This window comes from Butyrivibrio sp. AE2005 (genome assembly GCF_000686965.1).
Classification (GTDB): domain Bacteria; phylum Bacillota; class Clostridia; order Lachnospirales; family Lachnospiraceae; genus Butyrivibrio; species Butyrivibrio hungatei_A.
This window is the reverse complement of the sequence record NZ_JMMD01000019.1, coordinates 1-20,192: the sequence shown is the minus strand read 5'-3', so window position 1 is coordinate 20,192 and position 20,192 is coordinate 1. Positions and strand designations below refer to the sequence as shown.

The window sequence follows — 20,192 nt, the reverse complement described above, 5'->3', positions numbered from 1 at the left end:
CATAGCAGACTATACAAATAAATAATTCATCTGACGCATTCTTTCATAGCAAATAATTCTGACTCTATCAATTATTTCGTTGCTATAGCTATCACTCGGCACATTATCAAGAACCTCATCAACATCTCGCTTTATAAAATTAAATTCAATGTTTTGACCATATAATTTTTCAGCAATTTCAAGTTGTTCAAAAAAATCATCGCAAAAAGTTTTTGGCCTAACAGAATTTATCATCTCATATATATCTCCGCCAATCGGATAATCCAACGTAGTGTCGGAAAGGAGCCCTGCGCCTTGATCAAATATCGGGCATAATCTGTATTCACCTCTGTCGTTTACCAGTACTGCTATATTATGCGTATGCCTATCCTCATTCAGGAAAAGAGAATCTATAGTTATCATTTTTGACATGTAAGCGCCAAATTTCTTTAATCCTGTTACTCTCTCTGTTTCTTCTACCAAAGCTTTTAGTCTTTTTTCCTTATCGCTTATGGTATATATCATCGAGTTCAAACTTCTGCCATAGACATTTTTGAAAAGTCGCTCTAATGTAATAAGTTGCCACCTGTCCTTAAGGAAGTTTTTGCTTTTGACACCGTGAAAAACATTGCTCTTATATTTTATGTTTTCAAGATCATACAGCAAAAACTCCTCCTCACTTAATGACGATTTCATGATCAGATGGGATATAACATACTCCGCTAATCCTTCATACCCGGTGTAATCAGCCTTATACCATTCATCACCATTTCTCCATTTCAACTGATTGCCTTTTGAAGATTTATTATCTGTTTCAATTATTTCTTTTTCAAATAATTCAACCATTGAATTACCTTTCAATTACAATATGAAACTCATCCTCTTCCATGCGACCTCCCGTCTTCTCAACTATCAAAAACGGATCGTAAAAAGGAATGTCATACTCTTTAAGCACAAGTTTCATTTTATCTCGTGATTTAGGAAAACATCTGGATTCCAAGAATTCTTCATAATCAGAAAAAGAAGGATGCTCATTTTTTCCAAAAGCCCGATACAGTAAATTATCTGTATAATTCCTGATATATACACGTTGTTCAATCTCATTAACATCGATAACTGTGCAAAGCATATCGCGATAATAATACTTTAGTCTAATCGGTGTTTTTCTCTCCGGCAAAGTATATTCCTGTTCAATTTGAGGCATACGCCTTAATATCTCGATAATCAGGACTATCGGGCCTCTTATCGGTTCATTAGCCGATTCCCATCTCTCTACAGTAGGTTTGGAAACACCAACAAAATCCGCAAATTGTTTCTGCGTAAGCTTTAGAATACTGCGGATATTCTTTACCTCAGCAGAATCTGTGTATTTGGGAGTTATATATTCTTTTACCATATAATCACCTCTGATTATATTAAACCATCATTTTGATGGTTTTTCAAGACGCTTTTACCATCATTTTGATGGCTTACACTTCTTCGCAAATATATATCCGTTTCTTTTTCGTCCAATCAAGGGCTTCTTTTTCATTGGCAAATTCTTTTCCGGTCGCAGAGTTGAACGCCTCAAGGTTAGTGATCTTTGCCATTATCACGGGATTGTCGGGAAGCACTTCTCCCATATCGAGTTTTCGAAGTTCGTCTTCCTTGTTCATTCTTCTGACGTAGTCATCGTCTCTGACACAGTAGATATCATATTTTTTCTGAATTTCATAATAACTTGGAATCCTGTCTTTAGAAAAATCGCATATCTTTTCAAAGCCCATCCAAGAATATATGGACTCATCGACAGGTAAAAGAAATATAAAAGGGATTTTCTCACCCTTAAGAAGTTCAAATGTCTTTTCAAACACGCGGGTCATATGCCCTCTGTGGCGCATACTCTCCTTGGTTGCAACCGCAACGACGTAATAACTTGGAACAACCGTTCCGCACAGATTCACAGAAAAAGGATTCAAGTGAAGCATGGACACGACTTCCCCGCCTTCAAAGCTCACTATCATCCTGTTATCCAGGCACTTATCCGAATAATAATAGTCAACAAATTCCTTGGGATCGTCAAATGCCTCCTCGTAAAGTTTTCTTGTCCTCTCTTTTTCCGCATATTCTATTATCATAAATTCTTCTCTCACTTTTTCCGTCAGATGATCTTCTCGCAAACTCTGTATTTTCTGGCAAAGCCTACAGGATTGTAACTCTCCTTGGCCTGCCGCAATCCTTCGAGTCCCATGTCGTCTTCTCTGTTTACAAGTTCCGCATCTTCGAAAGCGTTTAAAAGAAATTGCTGATTGATCATCTGATATATTCCGGGGATTTCAGGATTTCCTTTTTCTACACTGATAACCGCCATCTTTTCCCGACTGTTATATGAACCGATGGAAAACGCCTCAAGAACTTCATCGATAAAAATACCACCAATCCTGAAAGTAACTTTATCACAGTTTCTGAGTATATCTATAAGTCCGTCTTTTTCTGAAATAAGGGTTTCTCTACTCTCCGCACCCTCGGAAAGCCTTGTATCAACCCATTCTTTCATAAATTCTTCAAGGAAATATTCATCAACACAGCACATGGTCCTGTATTCCCATCTGCCTTCATATTCCTTCATAAATTTATTTATCAGATTTCTCTTCTTTTGGAACTTTTTTCCCGATAGATTTCTGAGCTCATCGGCGTCATACAGATAATCCTTAAGATCACTCTCCTCTTCTATCGTGAAGTCGGGATTGCAAAGAAGTCCCAAAGCCCGCATCGCATCTTCATCAGCAAGATCGATCCTTAGCGGACGCTTAAGTTCCTCATTAAAATACTCCCTTAGAAGCTCAAAATACTTGTGAATATCCTCTTCCCTGCAATAGGGCATTGCCGCGAAATATCCCTTGTCATCCTGCATCAATATGATCGCAGCCTCATCCTCAAGATATATTTGGGTATTATACAAGTCTTTCCAGAGATACGTATCAAGAACCGTACTGTCGCAGGTCTTGTTGTCTCTTAACGCGTATACCTCCGAAAGTTTTGCCGCTTCTTCAAATGTCGGTTTATGAAAATCAAGATTTTTTTCCATATGACCTTTCCGTTCCACGCATGCGTATTATAAATGTGCCGCAAGCTCCGCTCCGATATTGCTTTCCTTGATTCGATTCTTTTTGTACCACACATATCTAAGCCATGCGGTAAATCCACTCATTGACCAGACGATTCCGACAGACCACCAGATTCCCCAGAGTCCGATAAACGAAATCTGTGTCAGAAGAACCGGAACTATAAATCTGCCGATAACCTCGACAATTCCGTTGAGCAGGGCAAAAAACGAATCTCCGAATCCGTTGAGTACACCTCTTACAACATATATCATTCCAAGCATAACATAGAAATAGCTTGTTATCCTAAGCGCCATCGCTCCCATTGCGATAACGGCTTCATCTTCAACAAAGATTCTTATGATAGCCTCGCCAAAAAACTGCATTATCGGAAGCATAGCCGCTGAAAAAATTGCCATCAGCATCATGCTCTTTTTATAACCTGCAGTAATGCGGTCATTCTTACTTGCGCCATAATTCTGTCCCGTAAATGTTGAAAGTGCGGCGCCGAGTGTCTGATACGGCTGATGAATCAGCTGTTCAATCCTACTGGTTGCGGTAAATGCGGCAACAGCTACTTTTCCAAATGAATTAACTACTCGCTGAAGTGCCATGCATGAGATTGCAATAAGCGAAAACTGCAGTGACAACGGAATTCCCAGCTTCAACACTTTCATAGAAATATTCATATCAACCTTAAGTTCATCACGCCTGATTTTGAAATACTCATTAAATTTCATGGCATAGATAAGACAACTGATTCCTGAGACAAGTTGCGCAATTACCGTAGCAACTCCCGCGCCGACCACGCTCATATGAAGCCCGCACACGAACAGCACATCAAGCGCGGTATTAAGAAGGCATGAAAAGATAAGGAAATAAAGCGGTGTCTTTGAATCGCCGAGTGCCCTGAGCATCGAAGATGCATAGTTATAAAGAGACACAAAAACAAGCCCCAGGCACATAATCCTAAGATATGCAACAGCATCTGACATTATCTCATCAGGTGTAGCAAGCATCTTTAAAATCGGTTCAGATAAAAGAAATGCAACTATACCGACGATAATCGGAAATACCAGCATAATATAACCTGTGTTGACAATGCAGCTTTTTATCTCATCAGTATCGCCTTTTCCAAAAAACTGGGATGTTATTATTCCTCCGCCACTTCCGATTCCGTTGCACATGGCAAAAAACAGGAATGTTACAGAGCCGGTTGCTCCGATCGCAGCAAGTGCATCAGCGCCGACAAATTGTCCCACGATAACCGAATCCACCAGATTGTACAGCTGCTGGAAAAGATTTCCTATAAGCATCGGTATCGAAAATCGGATGATCAAAGAAACGGGGCTTCCTTCGGTCATATTAATTACTGATGATCTTTGTGCTTTCATTTCAAAACTTCCTTGTAATCAGAATAAAGAGTTGCCATACAACTCTTCGCGCGCCTTATCCTACATAACCAAATAGAAATTATATGCCCGTATTTTTTTCAATGCTTCTTATTTTCTGTTATGAAACATCTCAATTTTTGTCTTTTTCTTGCAAGTCGGACGCTGTTTTGCGCTTTCTGTACAATGTAAGCGTCTGGCAAATAATCAGACAATACAGTGATATCCTTGTAAAAAAATCTCTTACTATATAAATTGAACACATTGTGACATCATCAATCGTATATTTATAATTTTCCATCACGCCACGCCTTTCATTAAGCATCCAGTCAATATCATTATTCACAGCATTTATTATTCCCCATATCGAAGCAACCATAATGATATTTACCCATAATTTACGTTTTGAGCCTCGTATAAAAAAGAAATACACAGCAATTAACAGCATTATTGCAGGACAATATAAGGGTATATCACCTTCAAGACATATCGAAATATATTCCCATATACGATTTCTAAATGATCTGTTAAAAACCTCAAGCTGATTCCTAAAGTTGTAGCAAAACCAAAAGAAGCCATCGATCAAAAAAACCAAAAAATACGAAATCAAAACAATCCCGATTCTCTTTGGAGTCTGAATATCTTTTATCGCACAATATAAGCCATAAGAAAAAATTGCTATATATAACGCCTCTATCGTATAACCAAAAACATTTTCAAAACCGAAAGCTCCATAATCAAACCTTTTAGGTCCCTGTATTCCATACCATTCCATTAGATACTGCATATGCTCTATAAACCGTAGCAAAACTATACTCATATATAGAGCAATCGTAACGTTGTTAGCTACCTTACTTTCAATAACGGGACTCTTTTCCACAACTTCCGGCATATCCTCGTCGGATAACAAACTATCGATACTAAGCCCCAGTATCCGGGCTATTCTCTTTGTCGTCACAAGATCCGGATAACGGTCGCCACGCTCCCAACGCGAGATTGACTGTCTCGTTACATATAATTGTTCTGCAAGAGCCTGTTGTGACAGCCCCTTTTCCTCTCTGGCTTTTTTCAGTTGTTCCCCAAACTCAACCATTTTAAACTTTTTTATTCCTCATCTTTTAATCAACTGTTTTCATTAAGATATGTTGTGACCCTGTTCTGAATAAGGTCTGCAACTTCCTCTGCTGTCTTTTGTCCGCCAAAAAATGCTGAAGTCTCTTCACTTACAATATCACAGATACTGCTGTCATTACATCCTTGCGTCTTGATAGAAAGAACATAATCATAAAACTTCTTTATCTCATCCTGAGTAAGTGGCTTCATTTTTACGAGATCCTGTTTGGATTGGTCATAAGCATAAGCCATTCTGTCATCATCACTTCTTTCCTTTAAAGCTTCCTGTAATTGCTCTTCAAATATAGGTTTTACAGTAGAAAATTTATCAAAATCTCCGCGCTGCGAAAGAAGCATATTTCTAATTAAATCATATATCTCATCCCGGTGGCTCGTACTGCTGTTTACAGCAAAAGCATCCCCACGTATCACCGCTATATTATCGCCGCTGTTATTTGGCAAACCGACAAACTCAATATCATCATGAAATACCATCTGCTTAAGCCTTACATAATCATCAATTCCATAAAATGTATGAATATCAAATAACGCTTCATCCGCCATATACTTATCGTCAATAAACAGATAATCTGCATCGGATCCTTTTAGTTCATCCGGAAACTTATTCATAAAATTCAAAAGATCGATAAATTCAGGTCCTTTAAAATTGCACTTTTTGTTTTTCCGATCAATAAACTTATCTCCATAAAATGGCCAAATATATTCAAAAGATGATTTTTTTAATCCTCCGAAAGCAATACTGTAATCAGTGCCCATACTTTTTATAAGATTGTCACAGTCCTGATATGTAAGAGATTTTTTTCCACCTGCAAACTTAGCCCTTACTATACTCGTTTCAAAATAGAACGAGGGCATAAATGAATAAGTATTGCCGTCAATCTTCACCATCTCAGCTATATTGGGAAGGATCTCTACATCCCCCAATGCTCCGTCTTTTTCAAAAGCAGGCGTCAGATCCATCAGTATTCCCTTATCGGCATAGTTCTTAAGCATATCTTCCGAAACACTGAAAATATCAGGAGCTTTTCCTGATAATATATCAAGCTCAAACTGCTTTTGCGGATCCTCAGGATATAATTCGCAATAGTCGACTATTTTTATCATATACTTATCGCTTGATCTGTTGAATTGCACAATCTGACCATTAGAGTTGGAATCAATCCCCCAAACCGTTCCCAAAGTAATGATTGTCTTATCCACTACATCTTTTGGATCCACTTTGGTAAGTCTCACAAGCTCATCATAGTATCCTGAATCTGAACACAAACCGGCAATAAACTCATTATCGCTTAATGCTGTAGCCCTAATATCCGTCTGCCCACCCAATCCAACATTGGAATCGCTATAGTTAAGCAGCTTATCCAGTTTAGATGTCTTCATGTCATATTTATATACTCCGCTACCATCAAGTGGTGAAACATATAGATTACTTCCACCATCTGTAAAGAAAGTATATTGTGATTCGCTTCCTAAACCTTCAGGATTTTTCACGACTTCCTTTGTATCAAGATTAACCATATCCGCTTCAGATTCATTTATGTAATATATCAGCAATTGATTATCTGACACCTTAACAAGATCGGAGATGGTTCCACTTGCTTTTAAATCTACAAGCTTTTCGAAACCGTTTTTCTCATCATAGGTATAAATCCCCTTTGTCATATGACAGATAAGACCATATTTTTCATGCCATGTAATCGCCATAACATCGGAACCTTCTTCGGAAGAATCTTTCGTAGCTTCTTTGGTAAGGTCCAACCTATACAGTTCTTTTCCTGATGCATCATACTTGATAAGATAATCTTTATCTTCCTCTGAGTCTTCAGATTCTATCCTTTCCAAGCACCTTATATAAACGTTTCCGTCATTATCAAACGCAGCTGAAGATGTAAAGCATTTATTCTCTGATTTAATGTCAAAAGACTTGGCATCCGATCCATCCGGATTAAATGAAACGAATCTACACTTTCCATTATCTGTCTGAGCAATAACCTGTATTCTATCATCTTTCCTATCGATAACAGCGACTTCTTCGCCATCTTCAAGGATACCTTTTATATCTTCCTGTTTAAAAATATGCTCCTTATCAATCTTTTCTGCTTGAGCCAAAGCCTCTTTTCCTCCGGCCTTAACCATATCGTCTTTTTGGCCGCAGCCTGACGTTGTTATACAAAATGTAAACGCCAGCATACTGCTTAGTACTCTTTTCAATATTTCTGTTTTCCTCATCTACTTTCCCCTTAATAATCTCTTTTTGTACCATCTGATTACGCGTACGATGTTTCTTAAGTATCTCTTAACACCAAAAACATTACAAGAATTCGCATAAAAATAAGGTGCACCAATATGGTGCACCCCAGTAAATATCTGCGTTTCAGTTATATATACTTGATAAAACAAAAAATTCATCTAAATAAATATTTGCAGCACATTCATAAGTTTAGTTCACTATCAAATTTTTGGTCCAATAACCCCGTCCCCCAGGGTCATTGCTTCAGCAATCTCTTTTTCACCACTCAGATCAAATGCATTTCGCCTTTTTCTGTACAAAGTAACTGCCTGATAAATAATCAAAATGCATAATGCAATTTCAAGAATAGCCTGTGCCACTGATTCTTTAATTACTTGGTCCACAATAAAATACTCGACATTACTGCTGTTTGCAACTTCAAATTTCTGATACGTTATCCTTATAACAAATAAGTATATTGAATCAATTATTTTTATTGAGGCTGCGATTATAATCATATTCACCCACAATTTACGCATTCCTTTGCGGATAAAATGGAAAAACGAAGCAACTATTCCAAGAATATATGGCAAAAAGACAGTCAACACACCTCTCAATTGGAACCCTAAAAAGCTTTTTATAAGGGATTGTTTGTCAGCTCCCCTTGAATATTCTTTTATATTCGTAATGCTACTTCCAATATTGGACAAATAAAGACCACCATGATTAATTAACTCAATAGCAAAATATGTGATCAGGATAACTCCTATATGCTTTGGTGTTAATGTATCTCTTACTGCATGATACAAACCATATGAAAAAACAATCACAAGAATCATCGGCCCCAGTGCTGCCGACCACTCCGAAAAGAAACTTGAATCTTTATCAACATACCAGAACATAGCTCTCCATGCTATTTCCCAAAAATACGAAAGTGCAATAAGCGCTAACAGCGCAATTGTAAGATTATTTATTGTTTTATTCTCAACTACCGGATTTCTTTCCACCACTTTTATCATCTCCTTTCCCGATAAAAGGTCGTCAAGGCTCACTTCCAGAACCTGAGATATTTTCTTTGCCGTAACAAGATCGGGATAACGATCGCCGCATTCCCAATGGGAAACCGATTGTCTACTAACATATAATTGTTCAGCCAGCGATTGCTGAGTCATTCCTTTTTCCTCTCTGGCTTTTCTGAGCTGTTCACCAAATTCGACCATATTTAAACCAATTCCTTTCAAAACTTAAATCTATTTTTTCATCTGCGCATGATGTTATCGTAAGTATCACTTACCCCTATAAAAATTACAAGCTCCACGCCGTTGCACCCGCATAGATACTGGGTTTGAGTATTTTATTCCCACTTATTAAAAAGTATGAATAACACATGCTATTTTTCTTTCATGCTTGCAAGAATATCATCGCTCATATCGTAACTATCCCCAATTACGAAAAACACAAATAACCAGACAAACAAAAATACTCCCAAGAACAAATGATAAACACCTATAATATTTCCAAACAATGAAATCAATGCTGACATACCTATATTCCTCCCATGATTCTTCAAAAAAATATATTCAACATAAAATCTGCTTTTTCGCTTTCAAAGAAGTTATCTTCAGTATCTTTTTCAGCCGGGAATATTACAAGCAACGCATCGGAGAATAAGCGCTCCAATATGGTGACATTCGGTAAAATCAAGGTTTTAGCGTCACATTATATGTTATTTTTTTTCAAAAGAAAACACCACAGAATATCACTACGGATCTTCTGTGGTGTTACACAAATCAATGAGCTGATGCTTCAATAGGTTCTTTTTCTACATATTTTCTCTCTTATGGCTTTTCTGAGCTGTTCACCAAATTCGACCATATTTAAACCAATTCCTTTCGAGGCTATTTTTCTTTCAGATTCATAGCTGTTATTCTCTTTCTATACAAGGTATGCGTCTGATAAATAATCAGAACAAATACCGCAATTCCAAGCACAAAGTCTGCCGCCGTCTCTCTGGCAGTTGTTGTGATCATAGATGCTCCGGTAAAAAACATTCTCGCTTTGCTGATATCATGTTGTATAAATAATAAATTCCCAATTATCCCTATGATCGATACAGCTGTAATCATATTTACACACATTTTATGATTTTTTCCACGTATAAAAAAGAAATATGAGGCGACTGCTCCTATCCCTCCCGGGACGGTAGCTTGCATAAATTCAACCAATGTTTTTCGAAACCACGCCATAGTATTGGCATTACCTATAAATCCATCACTAACCGCGCAACTATAAAAGCTCGTAAAATAATAGGCTACCGTAGTTCCATCAAGTAAAAACAGTGTTGTGAAGAAGCCCACCATAACCAATCCCATTTTCTTAGGTGTCAATGTCTCTTTTATTGCATGGTATAACGCAAACGAAAAAACAATGATGTAAACTGCATTTCTTAAAATCACGATTCTTTCATCTGTTGAACCATGCATGTAATTCATCGGTCTTAATTCAGTCAAAGACTTAAATGACTGGATACAAAAAATCATTGCTCTCTCTGCAATTTTTATAAAAAAAGATATAGCCACAATAGCATAAAGAGCTACTGTCATATTATTTACCACTTTATTTTCAACTACCGGATTTCTTTCCGCCACTTTTGTCATCTCCTTTCCTGATAACAGAGTATCAAGGCTCACTTCCAGAATCTGAGATAAATTTTTTGTCGTAATAAGATCAGGATAACGTTCACCGCGTTCCCAACGTGAAACTGATTGCCTACTCACAAACAATTGATCCGCAAGAGATTGCTGCGTCATCCCTTTCCTTTCTCTCGCTATTCTTAGTTGCTCGCCAAATTCTACCATATATAAAAAAATTCCTTCCAAAAAATCTATATTCTCATCTGCGCAAGATGTTGAAGTCAGTATCTCATTTCCCATTATTTTATACAAGCACCACCTGAAAAAAGGATGCACCTATATGGTGCATCCCAGTAAATATCTGCGATTCACGACTCATTGTGCCGGTGCTTCTTTAAGTTGTTCTTCGCCATCTAAATCCATAGCTGTTTTTCTTTTTCTATACAAAGTATACGTTTGATAAATGATCAGAACGGATAGAGCTATTCCAAGTACAAAGTCTACTATTAACTGATTTGCATCAGCAACTACTCCCTCAAGGGTAGCTAAAGAATTATTTATGGTATAAAATTTTTCCAGCTTAAAACATTTAATAAATGAGCTTATTGTGTCAAGTATTCGTAGTCCGGAAGCAATTGTCAGCATATTCACCCATAATTTTCTTTTTCCTTCCCTGATAAAGAAGAAAAATGAAGCTATTGCTCCCAAAATGCAAGGTATGACATATCTCCACAATATTCTGAATATACTAATGATTATAGTCTTATAATATGATCCTACATTATTAACAGCCACACCATACTTCTCACCATCCGGATCCATTGCATGTTTGATCATTTCCACATAATTTGGAACCTGATAAAAAATTTTCAATCCGCCGGTAAACAATAAATGTGCTATAAAAAATATAAAAAGTATTATTCCTATCTTCTTAGGTGTCAATGTATCTTTTACCGCATTATATATGCCATAGGAAAAGATTATTATTAAAACTATCTGCTCCAGATTATATACAATACTACTTAAAGTAAGAGGGGAACCTCCAAATCTGTCATATGCCTTAAAATATATTAATGCTACGAATATCGCCAGTTGTATAAAAACAGGAAGCACCACAAAAGAATATAGTACACTTGTAAAATTATTAATTGCCTTATTTTCCACCACAGGATTCTTTTCCGCCACTTTCGACATCTCCTTTCCGGATAAAAGGTCGTCAAGGCTGACACTCAGAATCTGAGATAATTTCTTTAATGTAATAATATCCGGATAACGATCACCGCACTCCCACCTGGAAACTGTCTGCCTAGTTACATATAATTGATCGGCAAGAGCTTTTTGCGTCAATCCTTTTATCTCTCTCGCACTTCTAAGTTGCCCCCCAAATTCGACCATAACAAAACCGTTCCTTTCAAAATTTTTTCACCTGCAGATGTGTTTGCTTTAGTATCTCGTGTCTCATATTTTTTTTCAACAAAAAGACATCAAAAAGCGGGGCTCCATAATGGTACCCCGCATAAATACTGCATCTGAAGAAGATACAGTTCTTCGTTTACTATCAGATTTTTGGTCCTATAACCCCGTCCCCCAGGGTCATTTCTTCATCAAAAATGTCTACATAACCTTTCAGCGAAAGCGCTTTTTGACGAAGTGTCTTGGAATGTCCCCAGACCAAAATGTGGGATTTTCCTTTTCCGTTCTTGGCTTCCTGAATGAGATTGGCTGCGGCGCTGTTTCCGTCAAAGGCAACGACCATTGATGGTCTTCTCTCAAATATCTCATAGTTAAAGCTCTTGTAAATGCCCATTCCCTGAGTCTCCGTAGAAACCCGAATCCTGACATTATAAGAAAGAAGCATATCTTTTTCCTTCTCGGTGATCATGGCGGGAACAACCGCATATACAATGAAATTCTTCTTGTTGTTATCAAGAAGGTACTTTTCATATCCGGACAGCTTATGTCCTATGACAAAGCAGACTTCCTCAGGACTAAGCTTATCCATAAGGGCATCAAGCTGCGCAGCACCTTCCTTGGTAACTCTTGTAGCTCTGTTCTCTGTATTAAAGCTGCCTCCAAGAAGCACGACCGGGAAATGTGACCAGGAAATTTCTCTTATGCGATCCTTGAGTTCTTTATTGGCATCGAGTAAAAGATTTTTTGAAGAAGGTCTCTTTTTCGATATCTTAACGGCTTTCATCTTCTCAAGAAGCACTTCTTCCATATCCCTGTCTTTTATAAGAGCATTGAACGCTTCTTTCTTGGCCGCGTAAGATGCTCTGCTTATCTCTATTATCTCTGTCTCCGCCTGTTTCATTAGGCTAATGTCGTTATCAGAAAGTCCCAGCATCTTAACAAGCGAAAGCTGCTCGTCCACCGAATTTGTTCCGTAAAGAGCCGCTCCGTCGGTTCCCTGAACACACTTAAGCCCCTGTTTCAGATATTGCTTCAAAGGGTGCTTATCAAGTGAATTAAGGTTATTAAGTCGTACATTACTCGTAAGCTGAAACTCAAGAACCACGCCGTTTTCCTTAAGCTGTTTAAGGACTTCTTTTCCCTTCTGAGACCTCGGGCTGTAGGTATATAGACCGTGTCCAAGTCTCATACGCGGCATCTGCTGTCCGGGAGCAAGTGATTCTCTTACACACTGTATGCTGTGCGAGATGTTATCTTTCTGGCTGTCGTTCTCTCCCGCATGAACTCTTATAACAAACGAAGGATCTTTGGCCGCGATCTTCACTATCTCTTTAAAAGCGGGCTTCAAAGTTATAATGTCATTTATCTCTTCTCCAACAAAGTCGCATCCCGCCACATACGGATCAAGTGCCGTTGCTTTCAGAACTTCGAGATTCTGCTCAAGATAATTTGCCGGAGTTACCGCATCTTTGATGATCGTAAGCGGTATTCTTCTCATAGCGGCAAGAAATCTGATCATGACTCCCGTCTCTCTGTGTATGCTCGGCATAACCTCGTGCACCTGCCTTAGCATATCGATCGACTCATATTTTTTTACAAGTGTCGTATCGCTTATTTCTGCGTAGTAGATGCCCTGCCTTTTGTAGTTTCTTGCAATCCACAGGAGCTTATCCTGAAAAAGAGTATTGTGACAGTATTCTTCCGTTTCTTTGTCCATCAACATCTTTTCCAAAGCTCTTTTTACATCTTCGTCGGGAATCTGGGAAACGCTGTGAATATCTATCTTTTCATCACATTCTTTTCCCTTGGTAAAGATATATCTGTAAATGTAAACCTTCTCAAGATTGGTAAAAACGGCCTGTCCGTCCTTGATAACGGCAAGAGAGCCTCTGATCTTAACAATGTTCAGCTCCGCGTCATTTAAGTTATTAAGGATAAGATCCGCAAAGTTGATAAAGGTGTTGTCATCTATTTTTCTGTCAAGATATTTACCCTGAAGTTCTGATGAAGAGAACTGTCTTGCGACTTTCTCCCTGTTCTTGAGAACCTTGATCCACTGCTTCTCAGTGAGCTCGAGATTCAGTTTTTTTACATAATACAAAGGATATCTAATCTGATGATAGATTCCGAGCGCGATAAGAATATCCGCAGGAAGGTTGCCGTTCATATGCGTATGAAGATCGGTCCTGAACTTAAGATTCTTGTTTATATAAGTCTTGAAAACAGTCTTGTTAAGGTCAAGCTGATAGTTCTTGGTCTGGCTCATCAGTGTCTTGGCGATCGCCGGAACCGAAGCCATGACTTCAACTCTTTTATCCGGAAAGATCTTGGCTATCTCTACATCACGCAAGCTGAATATATAGCTCTCTTCATTGTTTCCGTCAATAAAACAGGGAACCTCGCCCTTTGCAACAAGCATCCCATTCTCATCCTCAGAAAGAGTCAGTTTGCATATTGCGGCGAGGTTCCTTATAAGGTTTCCGGTGTGATGGTTTGGCGTTGAAAGCACATACCACATCCTATCAAGGTCTTTGTAAAGACTTACTATAATATCTTTTTCATCATCAAGAAAAAAACATGTAAAATAAGTCATAAACGTTATCCTTCCTTCATGTGCTTCATAAGCTCATCAATCGTAAGCTCTTTTCCCGTCTGCTGCTCATAGATTTCGGTGAAAGAAAGTCCCTGGTCCGCAGGGTTAAGGTCAACGTCTTTGGTTTTGGCTTTCCATCTGTTGTCATCAGGAAGAAATGCATAAGCAATATTATGCTGTTCCCACTCGTAAGCCATGTCATCGGGAGTTCTGTATGACTCCATGTCTCTTCCGTGCACCTGATGCTCTTCTATCAGAGCCGAGCAGATGATCTTCATATCCTCATTATTAGAAATCTTGTAGGAGTCAATTATCTTCCAGTTGTCCTTGGTATATACCGCGGAAAATTCCTCATTTCCATAGGTAAAAGCGTAATTTTTGCCTTTTCCGTCAACATCGTGAAGCTCGATATCGGAAGGGTCGCTTAAGATTCCGTCTTCTTCCAGATTTTCTTTTACTTCCTTAGCCTTCTCTACGCCTTTTTTAATCTTCTTTTTTGCCTCAGAGTCAGCATCGTTAAAGCCTTCTATCTCTATTCCGATACCAAATTCAGACTCAAGATAAGAGCTTGCATCGGAAACAAATCCGGTCATAACGTCAGAAACGGTTGCTAGTCCCGAAGAGATATCTTCCGTCTCCTCAAACTGCGAAAGAAAATCTCCGCATCCTACAAAGCACATCACCATAACAAGCACAAGTGCCAGGATTATTATTTTGTAATTATAATTTTTTCTACCCATACCGTAATTATAAGGGTTCAGGTCAAAAAGGTCAAAAAAGTTAACAAACTACATCTTTGACACTATTATGTTTATGGTGTATTTTGGAAAAAAGAGATAAAGAAATAACGCTCAAATTAAGGAGGAGTTTTCATGTCAGATACAATTACACTTACAATTCCGAAGCAGAAATCAATTGCACTTATCGCTCATGACGGCAAAAAGCCTGAGCTTATCAAATGGTGCAAAGATAATGCCGAGACATTAAAAAAGCATTTTCTCTGCGGCACAGGTACAACGGCAAGAATGATCACAGATGCCACAAATCTTCCTGTACGCGGATATAATTCAGGCCCTCTTGGCGGCGATCAGCAGATCGGTGCAAAGATCGTAGAAGGAAAGATCAATTTCGTAGTATTCTTCTCAGATCCTCTCACAGCAGCACCTCACGATCCTGACGTCAAAGCGCTCATGCGAATCGCACAGGTTTACGACATTCCTTTTGCAAACAACAAGGCAACCGCAGACTTCCTCCTTCACTCAAGTTTCATGGATGAGGAATACGACCATGATGTTATAAATTTCAAGCAGAATATCGCACAGCGTGCTGAGACACTTCCGAATGAATAAGATCTATTCTTAAACCGATAGGTTATGCGAGAAGGTCAAGGTACCGGTATATAAGGTGCATTTTCGCATTAAGTTTTGTTCGTTGATATTCAAGGCATATAAAGACGGAGTAATTTATTCTTTCAATCCAAACTCGCCCATAAATGGGCGGGTATTCAAAGTTTTTGAGGGTCAATCATTTTGAGGGTCCAGTTTGAGGGTCTATCGTGAGGGGCTACTTTGAGGGTCTGGTTTGAGGATTTGGTTTGAGGGTCTACCGTGATAATAAACAAAACCAGAGTTAATCAGTTATTGAAACTGACTAATTCTGGTTCTTTTAATGTAGTGATGATCCTTGCACTCCCTTCGTTTCCTTGTTTGCTTTAATACCGAGCCCTGTCCGGTGCGAGCGGCGGGTCCCATGGGGCGTCGGGCCGTCGCACCAGGGCGACAGATAATGATATGCTATCCTATTGGCCACCCACTATAACCATAACAACAGCCCCGTAACACTCAGACCCTCAAAACGCTTGGCAAACCCTCAAAAAGTTTGATTATCCAAATGGGCTCAGACAGTGGATTGAAAAACAGAATAAATTACTCCGTCTTTCTATGCTCTTGAATGTTGCAACTCACAAAAACACTGTGAAAATGCACCTTATATACTCATACCTTTTACTTAATCTCATAAATGATATCCTGAATCAGGTAGAACTATTACTACAGGCCACAAACTCCCTCCTGTAATAGATCCGGATAATACCGCATATATACTTGTCACTTCAACCTTCAATCATTTCAAAATACCATTCAAAAATGATTTTGCATTTTCTTAATTGTCCACATAATGAAAATAAGTTGAAGCAGTGATATTCCACCAAAAATCACTCCAATACTACCATACCCAATAGTAAAAAAGACAATGGCTAAAATTACTGTAGCTAGCAATTTGATTACTAAACCTACAATTGCCTTCATATTATTTTTACCCATAGTTATATTACGCCTCCTCAATCAGATTCCAAAATTTTAACACACCTTCCTTTTGATGTTGCGTAAGTTTATTTATATTGATTTCTTCCTCACCGTTACTCACCACAAAATTTTCGTTATTCTCAGTTACCTTGAATTTGTTTTCACCATATCTATAAATCTTTTTTTGCGAAAAAATTGTATTATATTCAAAAAATAGTCCTGTAGCTTCATAAGCAATTCTTATTGAGCTAACAAACATAACACAAATAATAAAAACCAAATCAACAAACAACAAATACTTCCACAAATCATAGTTCTTTATTATTTGCGCATTAATCAGGCTTAAATAAAGGATTACGCCGAAATCGCAAAAAAACTGGATACCAATAAAAATTTCCCTAATAGCCTTGTACCTATAATAAGTGCTAACTCCAGATTTTTCATAAACCATTAATAAGTACGGATATACTATGATTATCATAAACACAAGAATAACTATCCCTAAACATTTTTGTTCAACAATCATATTGGGTATTGCCACAAGATAATTCCATGCCTCAACATATCCCTGCGGAATTAAAGCAAATATGTAAAACAGTATTGCACACGCAAAAACTTTATAAAAAAATTTCTTATCACTACTATCTTTCGATGAACTTACATTTTTTGAGCAATTTTGTACAAGATAGAAAAGCGCCATGAACGGCCCCGTAAAAACAAGGCAAAAACTCAAAATAGTTCTAAAAAAAATTGTCATTTTTATCCCTCGCATCCATTTTTTAAAACACACTTTTTATCAACAATATAATCAGTGACCATTGATAACGCTTCTCCCAATAAAGATTCATTATTCATATCATTAATTCCATACCAAAGTAATTTCTCAAAATCACTAACATTCGGACCTGTAAATACATCACTGAAATCTTTTCTAAAATATCCTACCGTTGCTTGAGTCATTCCAACAAGTATTGACTTTGCCCCAGTAATTACCAATTTTTCTGTGGTAATTTCCTCATGTTTTACATATCCACTAACTGAATCATATGCAAAAGTCCCGATAGAACCTCCAGCAAAATTACCATATTTTCCAGAAACACGACTATTAACATATGTAGAAACAAATCCCGCTCCAAAAGAATCTCCTTTTACTGCACTGACTGTTCCTCCAATAGTCGCATTAATAACGTGTCTGTGCTTAAAAATGGTAGCAACTGCCGTTCCAATAGACGCGCCTTCCATCATCACTGTTCCAATACCTGTAGCAATCGTAGCACCTATTGCTGCACCACTACCTGTATTAACAGCCGCTTTTCGTAAATTAGCATGTTCACCCTTTTTCCAATCCGAAATGATAGAAGCATCACATGCTACTCCCGCACCTAATGCAGCACCACATCCTACTAATAATGGCAACGATATCGGAGCTGTTGCTGTTAAAGCTGCCGCCACACCGATTGTTCCTACAGTAGCAGCTACTGCACCTACCGTTACAGCAGCAACTCCTAACCCATCATTTATGTTAAAATCTTTAAATTTAAGCCACTTTCCATTATTATCAACAAAATCTATGGGACTATTCTCACAATACAGATATTTATTTAGTGTACTGGAAGAATTTTGCAATCCCGCAAATTGGTCCTCTCCTATAAATCTGCCAATATCCGCACTATAAAATCTTGCCTGTGCAAACTTAAGTCCTGATACCTCATCTTCCTGATAGCCTGTAAAAGCAAACGGCTGGATGATATTACCGTTTGTTGTATACGCATGCTTTGATGCATTCTGATTTCTGTTGTTACGCACTTTTCCTGTAAACGGATCGATATTTCTACCGTAGTCATCAAAAGCATATGCGCTTACGGCCGCTCCATCTGTACCTGTCATGTACATAGGCGAACCAAGCTCATCCTGAAGGTAATAGAAATTGTTTCCGCTCTTTGACATTGAGATCACGTTATTATCATAAACAAAACTCTCTGTCTCTCCATTTACTGTTCTTTCAAGAAGGTTATAGTAATCCTTTGACAGATCGCAAAGGTACTCAATCCTCTCTTCTGGTCTTGTAGATGCTACTCTAAATCCAAGTCCGTTATAATGGTTCTCAAGTTCTCCCTTGTCTTTATCAACTACCTTTGAAAGCATGTTTGTAGCATCAAAAGTAAAGGTCTTCTGTAAGAGGCCGTCTATGAACTCCCTTGTCTGGTTACCACGCTTATCATAATCATAAGTCTTAAGAATTGCCTGAGAGTTATTAAGTTCCTTAGCTTCTACGAGTCTATCAAGGACATCATATGTGTAAGATGTCTTTGTCTCTGTTTCCGACATACTTGTTCTGTTGCCGAATGCATCGTATTCGTAGGAAGCTTTCGTTATTCCATCATGCGTTGTCTTTGTAAGACGTCCTATAGCATCATAGCTGTATTCATATCTTCCGGATACCTTATCAAGACCGCGTCTGTTTCTATCGATACCACTGATGAGTCCAGAGTTATTGTATGAATAGAAGTATTTATCAAGCACCCCTTGCTTATCGGTACTTGTCATACTCTCAAGATTTCCACCGGGCATGTATTTATAAGCCTGGCTTACGCCGTTAGCAAAGTTCTTGCTTACAAGTCGGCCAATCTCGTCATAAGCATAGGTTGTTTCTTCTCCGTTTCCGATTACGCTGCTCAACTGAAGTCTATCATCATAATTGTAGATGACTTCTCTGCCATCAGGATATGTGAGCTTTGTTCTTTCACCTGTAGCACCGTACTCATAAGCTACAGTCCTGTTCTTAAAGTCTGTTACTTTTGTCAGGCGTCCTAAGATATCATTTTCAAGGATTGTCTTTCCATACCAGTCATTTATCTGATTTAACTGATTAAGCTCGTTATATGAGAATGCAACACTTCTTCCGTCAGCATATCCTACCTTTGTTACTCCGCCGGCATTGTTATACTCATATGTTGTTGCATAGTTATCCCTGTCAGTCTTTTTCTTAAGTCTTCCATACTGGTCATATTCATAAGTTTCCTTCTGACCAAGAGCATCTGTAACTTCCGTAAGCCGGCCTGAAAGGTCATAGCCATAGATAGTCACATGACCGTCTTTTCCTACTGTAGGGAAGATGTCACCTGATTTTTCTTCTTCACTTACAAGCCCTTCTGCTCTGTGAACACTCTTAAGATTATCAAGCGCATCATAAGTATAGGCTGTCTCATTTCCAAGAGCATCTACTACACTCTTAAGGCGGCCTGTAGGTGTGTATGTATAAAGAGTTGTGTTGCTTCCGTCAATTACTTTCTTTACTCTTCCAAGTGCGTCATATTCATATTCAACACATCTTCCATCCGAGCCTGTTACTTTATTTACTCGGCTAAGAACATCATAGCCGTAATCAATCTCATAACCGTCAGCAAATTTTCTTGTCTTAACTCTTCCTGCT

17 protein-coding genes are annotated in these 20,192 nt (G+C 38.2%); 1 reads left to right on the top strand and 16 read right to left on the bottom strand.

All coding sequences use genetic code 11. The features are described from left to right. Nucleotides 1-9 precede the first annotated feature (9 nt). The 13 genes from DL92_RS0112500 to DL92_RS0112435 all read right to left on the bottom strand — a co-directional run bounded on the left by DL92_RS0112500 (nucleotide 10) and on the right by DL92_RS0112435 (nucleotide 15,196). On the bottom strand, nucleotides 10-825 hold the full coding sequence (locus DL92_RS0112500) for a HipA domain-containing protein (RefSeq protein WP_026655434.1): 816 nt from the start codon (nucleotides 823-825) through the stop codon (nucleotides 10-12). A 4-nt stretch (nucleotides 826-829) separates the two neighbouring features. Beyond that, nucleotides 830-1,375, bottom strand: a complete 546-nt coding sequence (locus tag DL92_RS0112495) for a helix-turn-helix domain-containing protein (RefSeq protein WP_034462029.1) — start codon at nucleotides 1,373-1,375, stop codon at nucleotides 830-832. A gap of 73 nt (nucleotides 1,376-1,448) precedes the next feature. Continuing rightward, a complete protein-coding gene (locus tag DL92_RS20795) occupies nucleotides 1,449-2,096 on the bottom strand; it encodes a GNAT family N-acetyltransferase (protein ID WP_026667899.1) in 648 nt (215 codons plus the stop codon). A 23-nt stretch (nucleotides 2,097-2,119) separates the two neighbouring features. Then, a complete protein-coding gene (locus DL92_RS0112485) occupies nucleotides 2,120-3,046 on the bottom strand; it encodes a DUF2156 domain-containing protein (protein WP_034469125.1) in 927 nt (308 codons plus the stop codon). A 27-nt stretch (nucleotides 3,047-3,073) separates the two neighbouring features. Continuing rightward, nucleotides 3,074-4,456, bottom strand: coding sequence for an MATE family efflux transporter (locus DL92_RS19230; protein WP_034469122.1), 1,383 nt, complete (start codon nucleotides 4,454-4,456; stop codon nucleotides 3,074-3,076). Between the two features lie 130 nt (nucleotides 4,457-4,586). After that, a complete protein-coding gene (locus DL92_RS20365) occupies nucleotides 4,587-5,546 on the bottom strand; it encodes a helix-turn-helix domain-containing protein (protein WP_051625337.1) in 960 nt (319 codons plus the stop codon). Nucleotides 5,547-5,575: 29 nt separating this feature from the next. Further along, nucleotides 5,576-7,816, bottom strand: a complete 2,241-nt coding sequence (locus DL92_RS0112470; RefSeq protein ID WP_026667897.1) for a type 2 periplasmic-binding domain-containing protein — start codon at nucleotides 7,814-7,816, stop codon at nucleotides 5,576-5,578. Nucleotides 7,817-8,038: 222 nt separating this feature from the next. Further along, entirely contained in the window at nucleotides 8,039-9,058 is a 1,020-nt protein-coding gene (locus tag DL92_RS20360) for a helix-turn-helix domain-containing protein (protein ID WP_155841149.1), read from the bottom strand. A gap of 149 nt (nucleotides 9,059-9,207) precedes the next feature. Further along, nucleotides 9,208-9,360, bottom strand: a complete 153-nt coding sequence (locus DL92_RS21085; protein WP_155841147.1) for a hypothetical protein — start codon at nucleotides 9,358-9,360, stop codon at nucleotides 9,208-9,210. Between the two features lie 355 nt (nucleotides 9,361-9,715). Next, a complete protein-coding gene (locus DL92_RS20355) occupies nucleotides 9,716-10,750 on the bottom strand; it encodes a helix-turn-helix domain-containing protein (protein ID WP_051625335.1) in 1,035 nt (344 codons plus the stop codon). Between the two features lie 75 nt (nucleotides 10,751-10,825). Continuing rightward, nucleotides 10,826-11,845 carry a helix-turn-helix domain-containing protein gene (locus tag DL92_RS20350; RefSeq protein ID WP_051625334.1) on the bottom strand — a complete coding sequence of 340 codons (1,020 nt, stop codon included), beginning with the start codon at nucleotides 11,843-11,845 and terminating at the stop codon, nucleotides 10,826-10,828. A gap of 163 nt (nucleotides 11,846-12,008) precedes the next feature. Continuing rightward, nucleotides 12,009-14,456: an amidohydrolase family protein gene (locus DL92_RS19205; RefSeq protein ID WP_051625333.1), complete on the bottom strand. Its 2,448-nt coding sequence runs from the start codon at nucleotides 14,454-14,456 to the stop codon at nucleotides 12,009-12,011. Nucleotides 14,457-14,461: 5 nt separating this feature from the next. Further along, complete coding sequence (locus DL92_RS0112435) at nucleotides 14,462-15,196, bottom strand: hypothetical protein (RefSeq protein WP_026655442.1); 735 nt, start codon at nucleotides 15,194-15,196, stop codon at nucleotides 14,462-14,464. 132 nt (nucleotides 15,197-15,328) lie between these two features. Between DL92_RS0112435 and DL92_RS0112430 the strand changes: the two genes are divergently transcribed. Next, nucleotides 15,329-15,805, top strand: coding sequence for a methylglyoxal synthase (locus DL92_RS0112430; protein WP_026655443.1), 477 nt, complete (start codon nucleotides 15,329-15,331; stop codon nucleotides 15,803-15,805). 789 nt (nucleotides 15,806-16,594) lie between these two features. Here the strand turns inward: DL92_RS0112430 and DL92_RS0112425 are convergent. The 3 genes from DL92_RS0112425 to DL92_RS0112415 form a co-directional block, all read right to left on the bottom strand. Next, a complete protein-coding gene (locus DL92_RS0112425) occupies nucleotides 16,595-16,777 on the bottom strand; it encodes a hypothetical protein (RefSeq protein ID WP_026667896.1) in 183 nt (60 codons plus the stop codon). A 7-nt stretch (nucleotides 16,778-16,784) separates the two neighbouring features. Then, nucleotides 16,785-17,516, bottom strand: coding sequence for a hypothetical protein (locus DL92_RS0112420; protein ID WP_026667895.1), 732 nt, complete (start codon nucleotides 17,514-17,516; stop codon nucleotides 16,785-16,787). Nucleotides 17,517-17,518: 2 nt separating this feature from the next. Continuing rightward, nucleotides 17,519-20,192 (bottom strand): RHS repeat-associated core domain-containing protein (locus tag DL92_RS0112415; RefSeq protein WP_026667894.1); only part of this gene is annotated, 2,674 nt, incomplete at its 5' end.

Coding starts and splice junctions, on each gene's coding strand:
- DL92_RS0112500 (WP_026655434.1), bottom strand. CDS start 825: ATGGTTGAATTATTTGAAAAAGAAATAATTGAAACAGATAATAAATCT.
- DL92_RS0112495 (WP_034462029.1), bottom strand. CDS start 1,375: ATGGTAAAAGAATATATAACTCCCAAATACACAGATTCTGCTGAGGTA.
- DL92_RS20795 (WP_026667899.1), bottom strand. CDS start 2,096: ATGATAATAGAATATGCGGAAAAAGAGAGGACAAGAAAACTTTACGAG.
- DL92_RS0112485 (WP_034469125.1), bottom strand. CDS start 3,046: ATGGAAAAAAATCTTGATTTTCATAAACCGACATTTGAAGAAGCGGCA.
- DL92_RS19230 (WP_034469122.1), bottom strand. CDS start 4,456: ATGAAAGCACAAAGATCATCAGTAATTAATATGACCGAAGGAAGCCCC.
- DL92_RS20365 (WP_051625337.1), bottom strand. CDS start 5,546: ATGGTTGAGTTTGGGGAACAACTGAAAAAAGCCAGAGAGGAAAAGGGG.
- DL92_RS0112470 (WP_026667897.1), bottom strand. CDS start 7,816: ATGAGGAAAACAGAAATATTGAAAAGAGTACTAAGCAGTATGCTGGCG.
- DL92_RS21085 (WP_155841147.1), bottom strand. CDS start 9,360: ATGTCAGCATTGATTTCATTGTTTGGAAATATTATAGGTGTTTATCAT.
- DL92_RS20355 (WP_051625335.1), bottom strand. CDS start 10,750: ATGGGAAATGAGATACTGACTTCAACATCTTGCGCAGATGAGAATATA.
- DL92_RS20350 (WP_051625334.1), bottom strand. CDS start 11,845: ATGGTCGAATTTGGGGGGCAACTTAGAAGTGCGAGAGAGATAAAAGGA.
- DL92_RS19205 (WP_051625333.1), bottom strand. CDS start 14,456: ATGACTTATTTTACATGTTTTTTTCTTGATGATGAAAAAGATATTATA.
- DL92_RS0112435 (WP_026655442.1), bottom strand. CDS start 15,196: ATGGGTAGAAAAAATTATAATTACAAAATAATAATCCTGGCACTTGTG.
- DL92_RS0112430 (WP_026655443.1), top strand. CDS start 15,329: ATGTCAGATACAATTACACTTACAATTCCGAAGCAGAAATCAATTGCA.
- DL92_RS0112425 (WP_026667896.1), bottom strand. CDS start 16,777: ATGGGTAAAAATAATATGAAGGCAATTGTAGGTTTAGTAATCAAATTG.
- DL92_RS0112420 (WP_026667895.1), bottom strand. CDS start 17,516: ATGACAATTTTTTTTAGAACTATTTTGAGTTTTTGCCTTGTTTTTACG.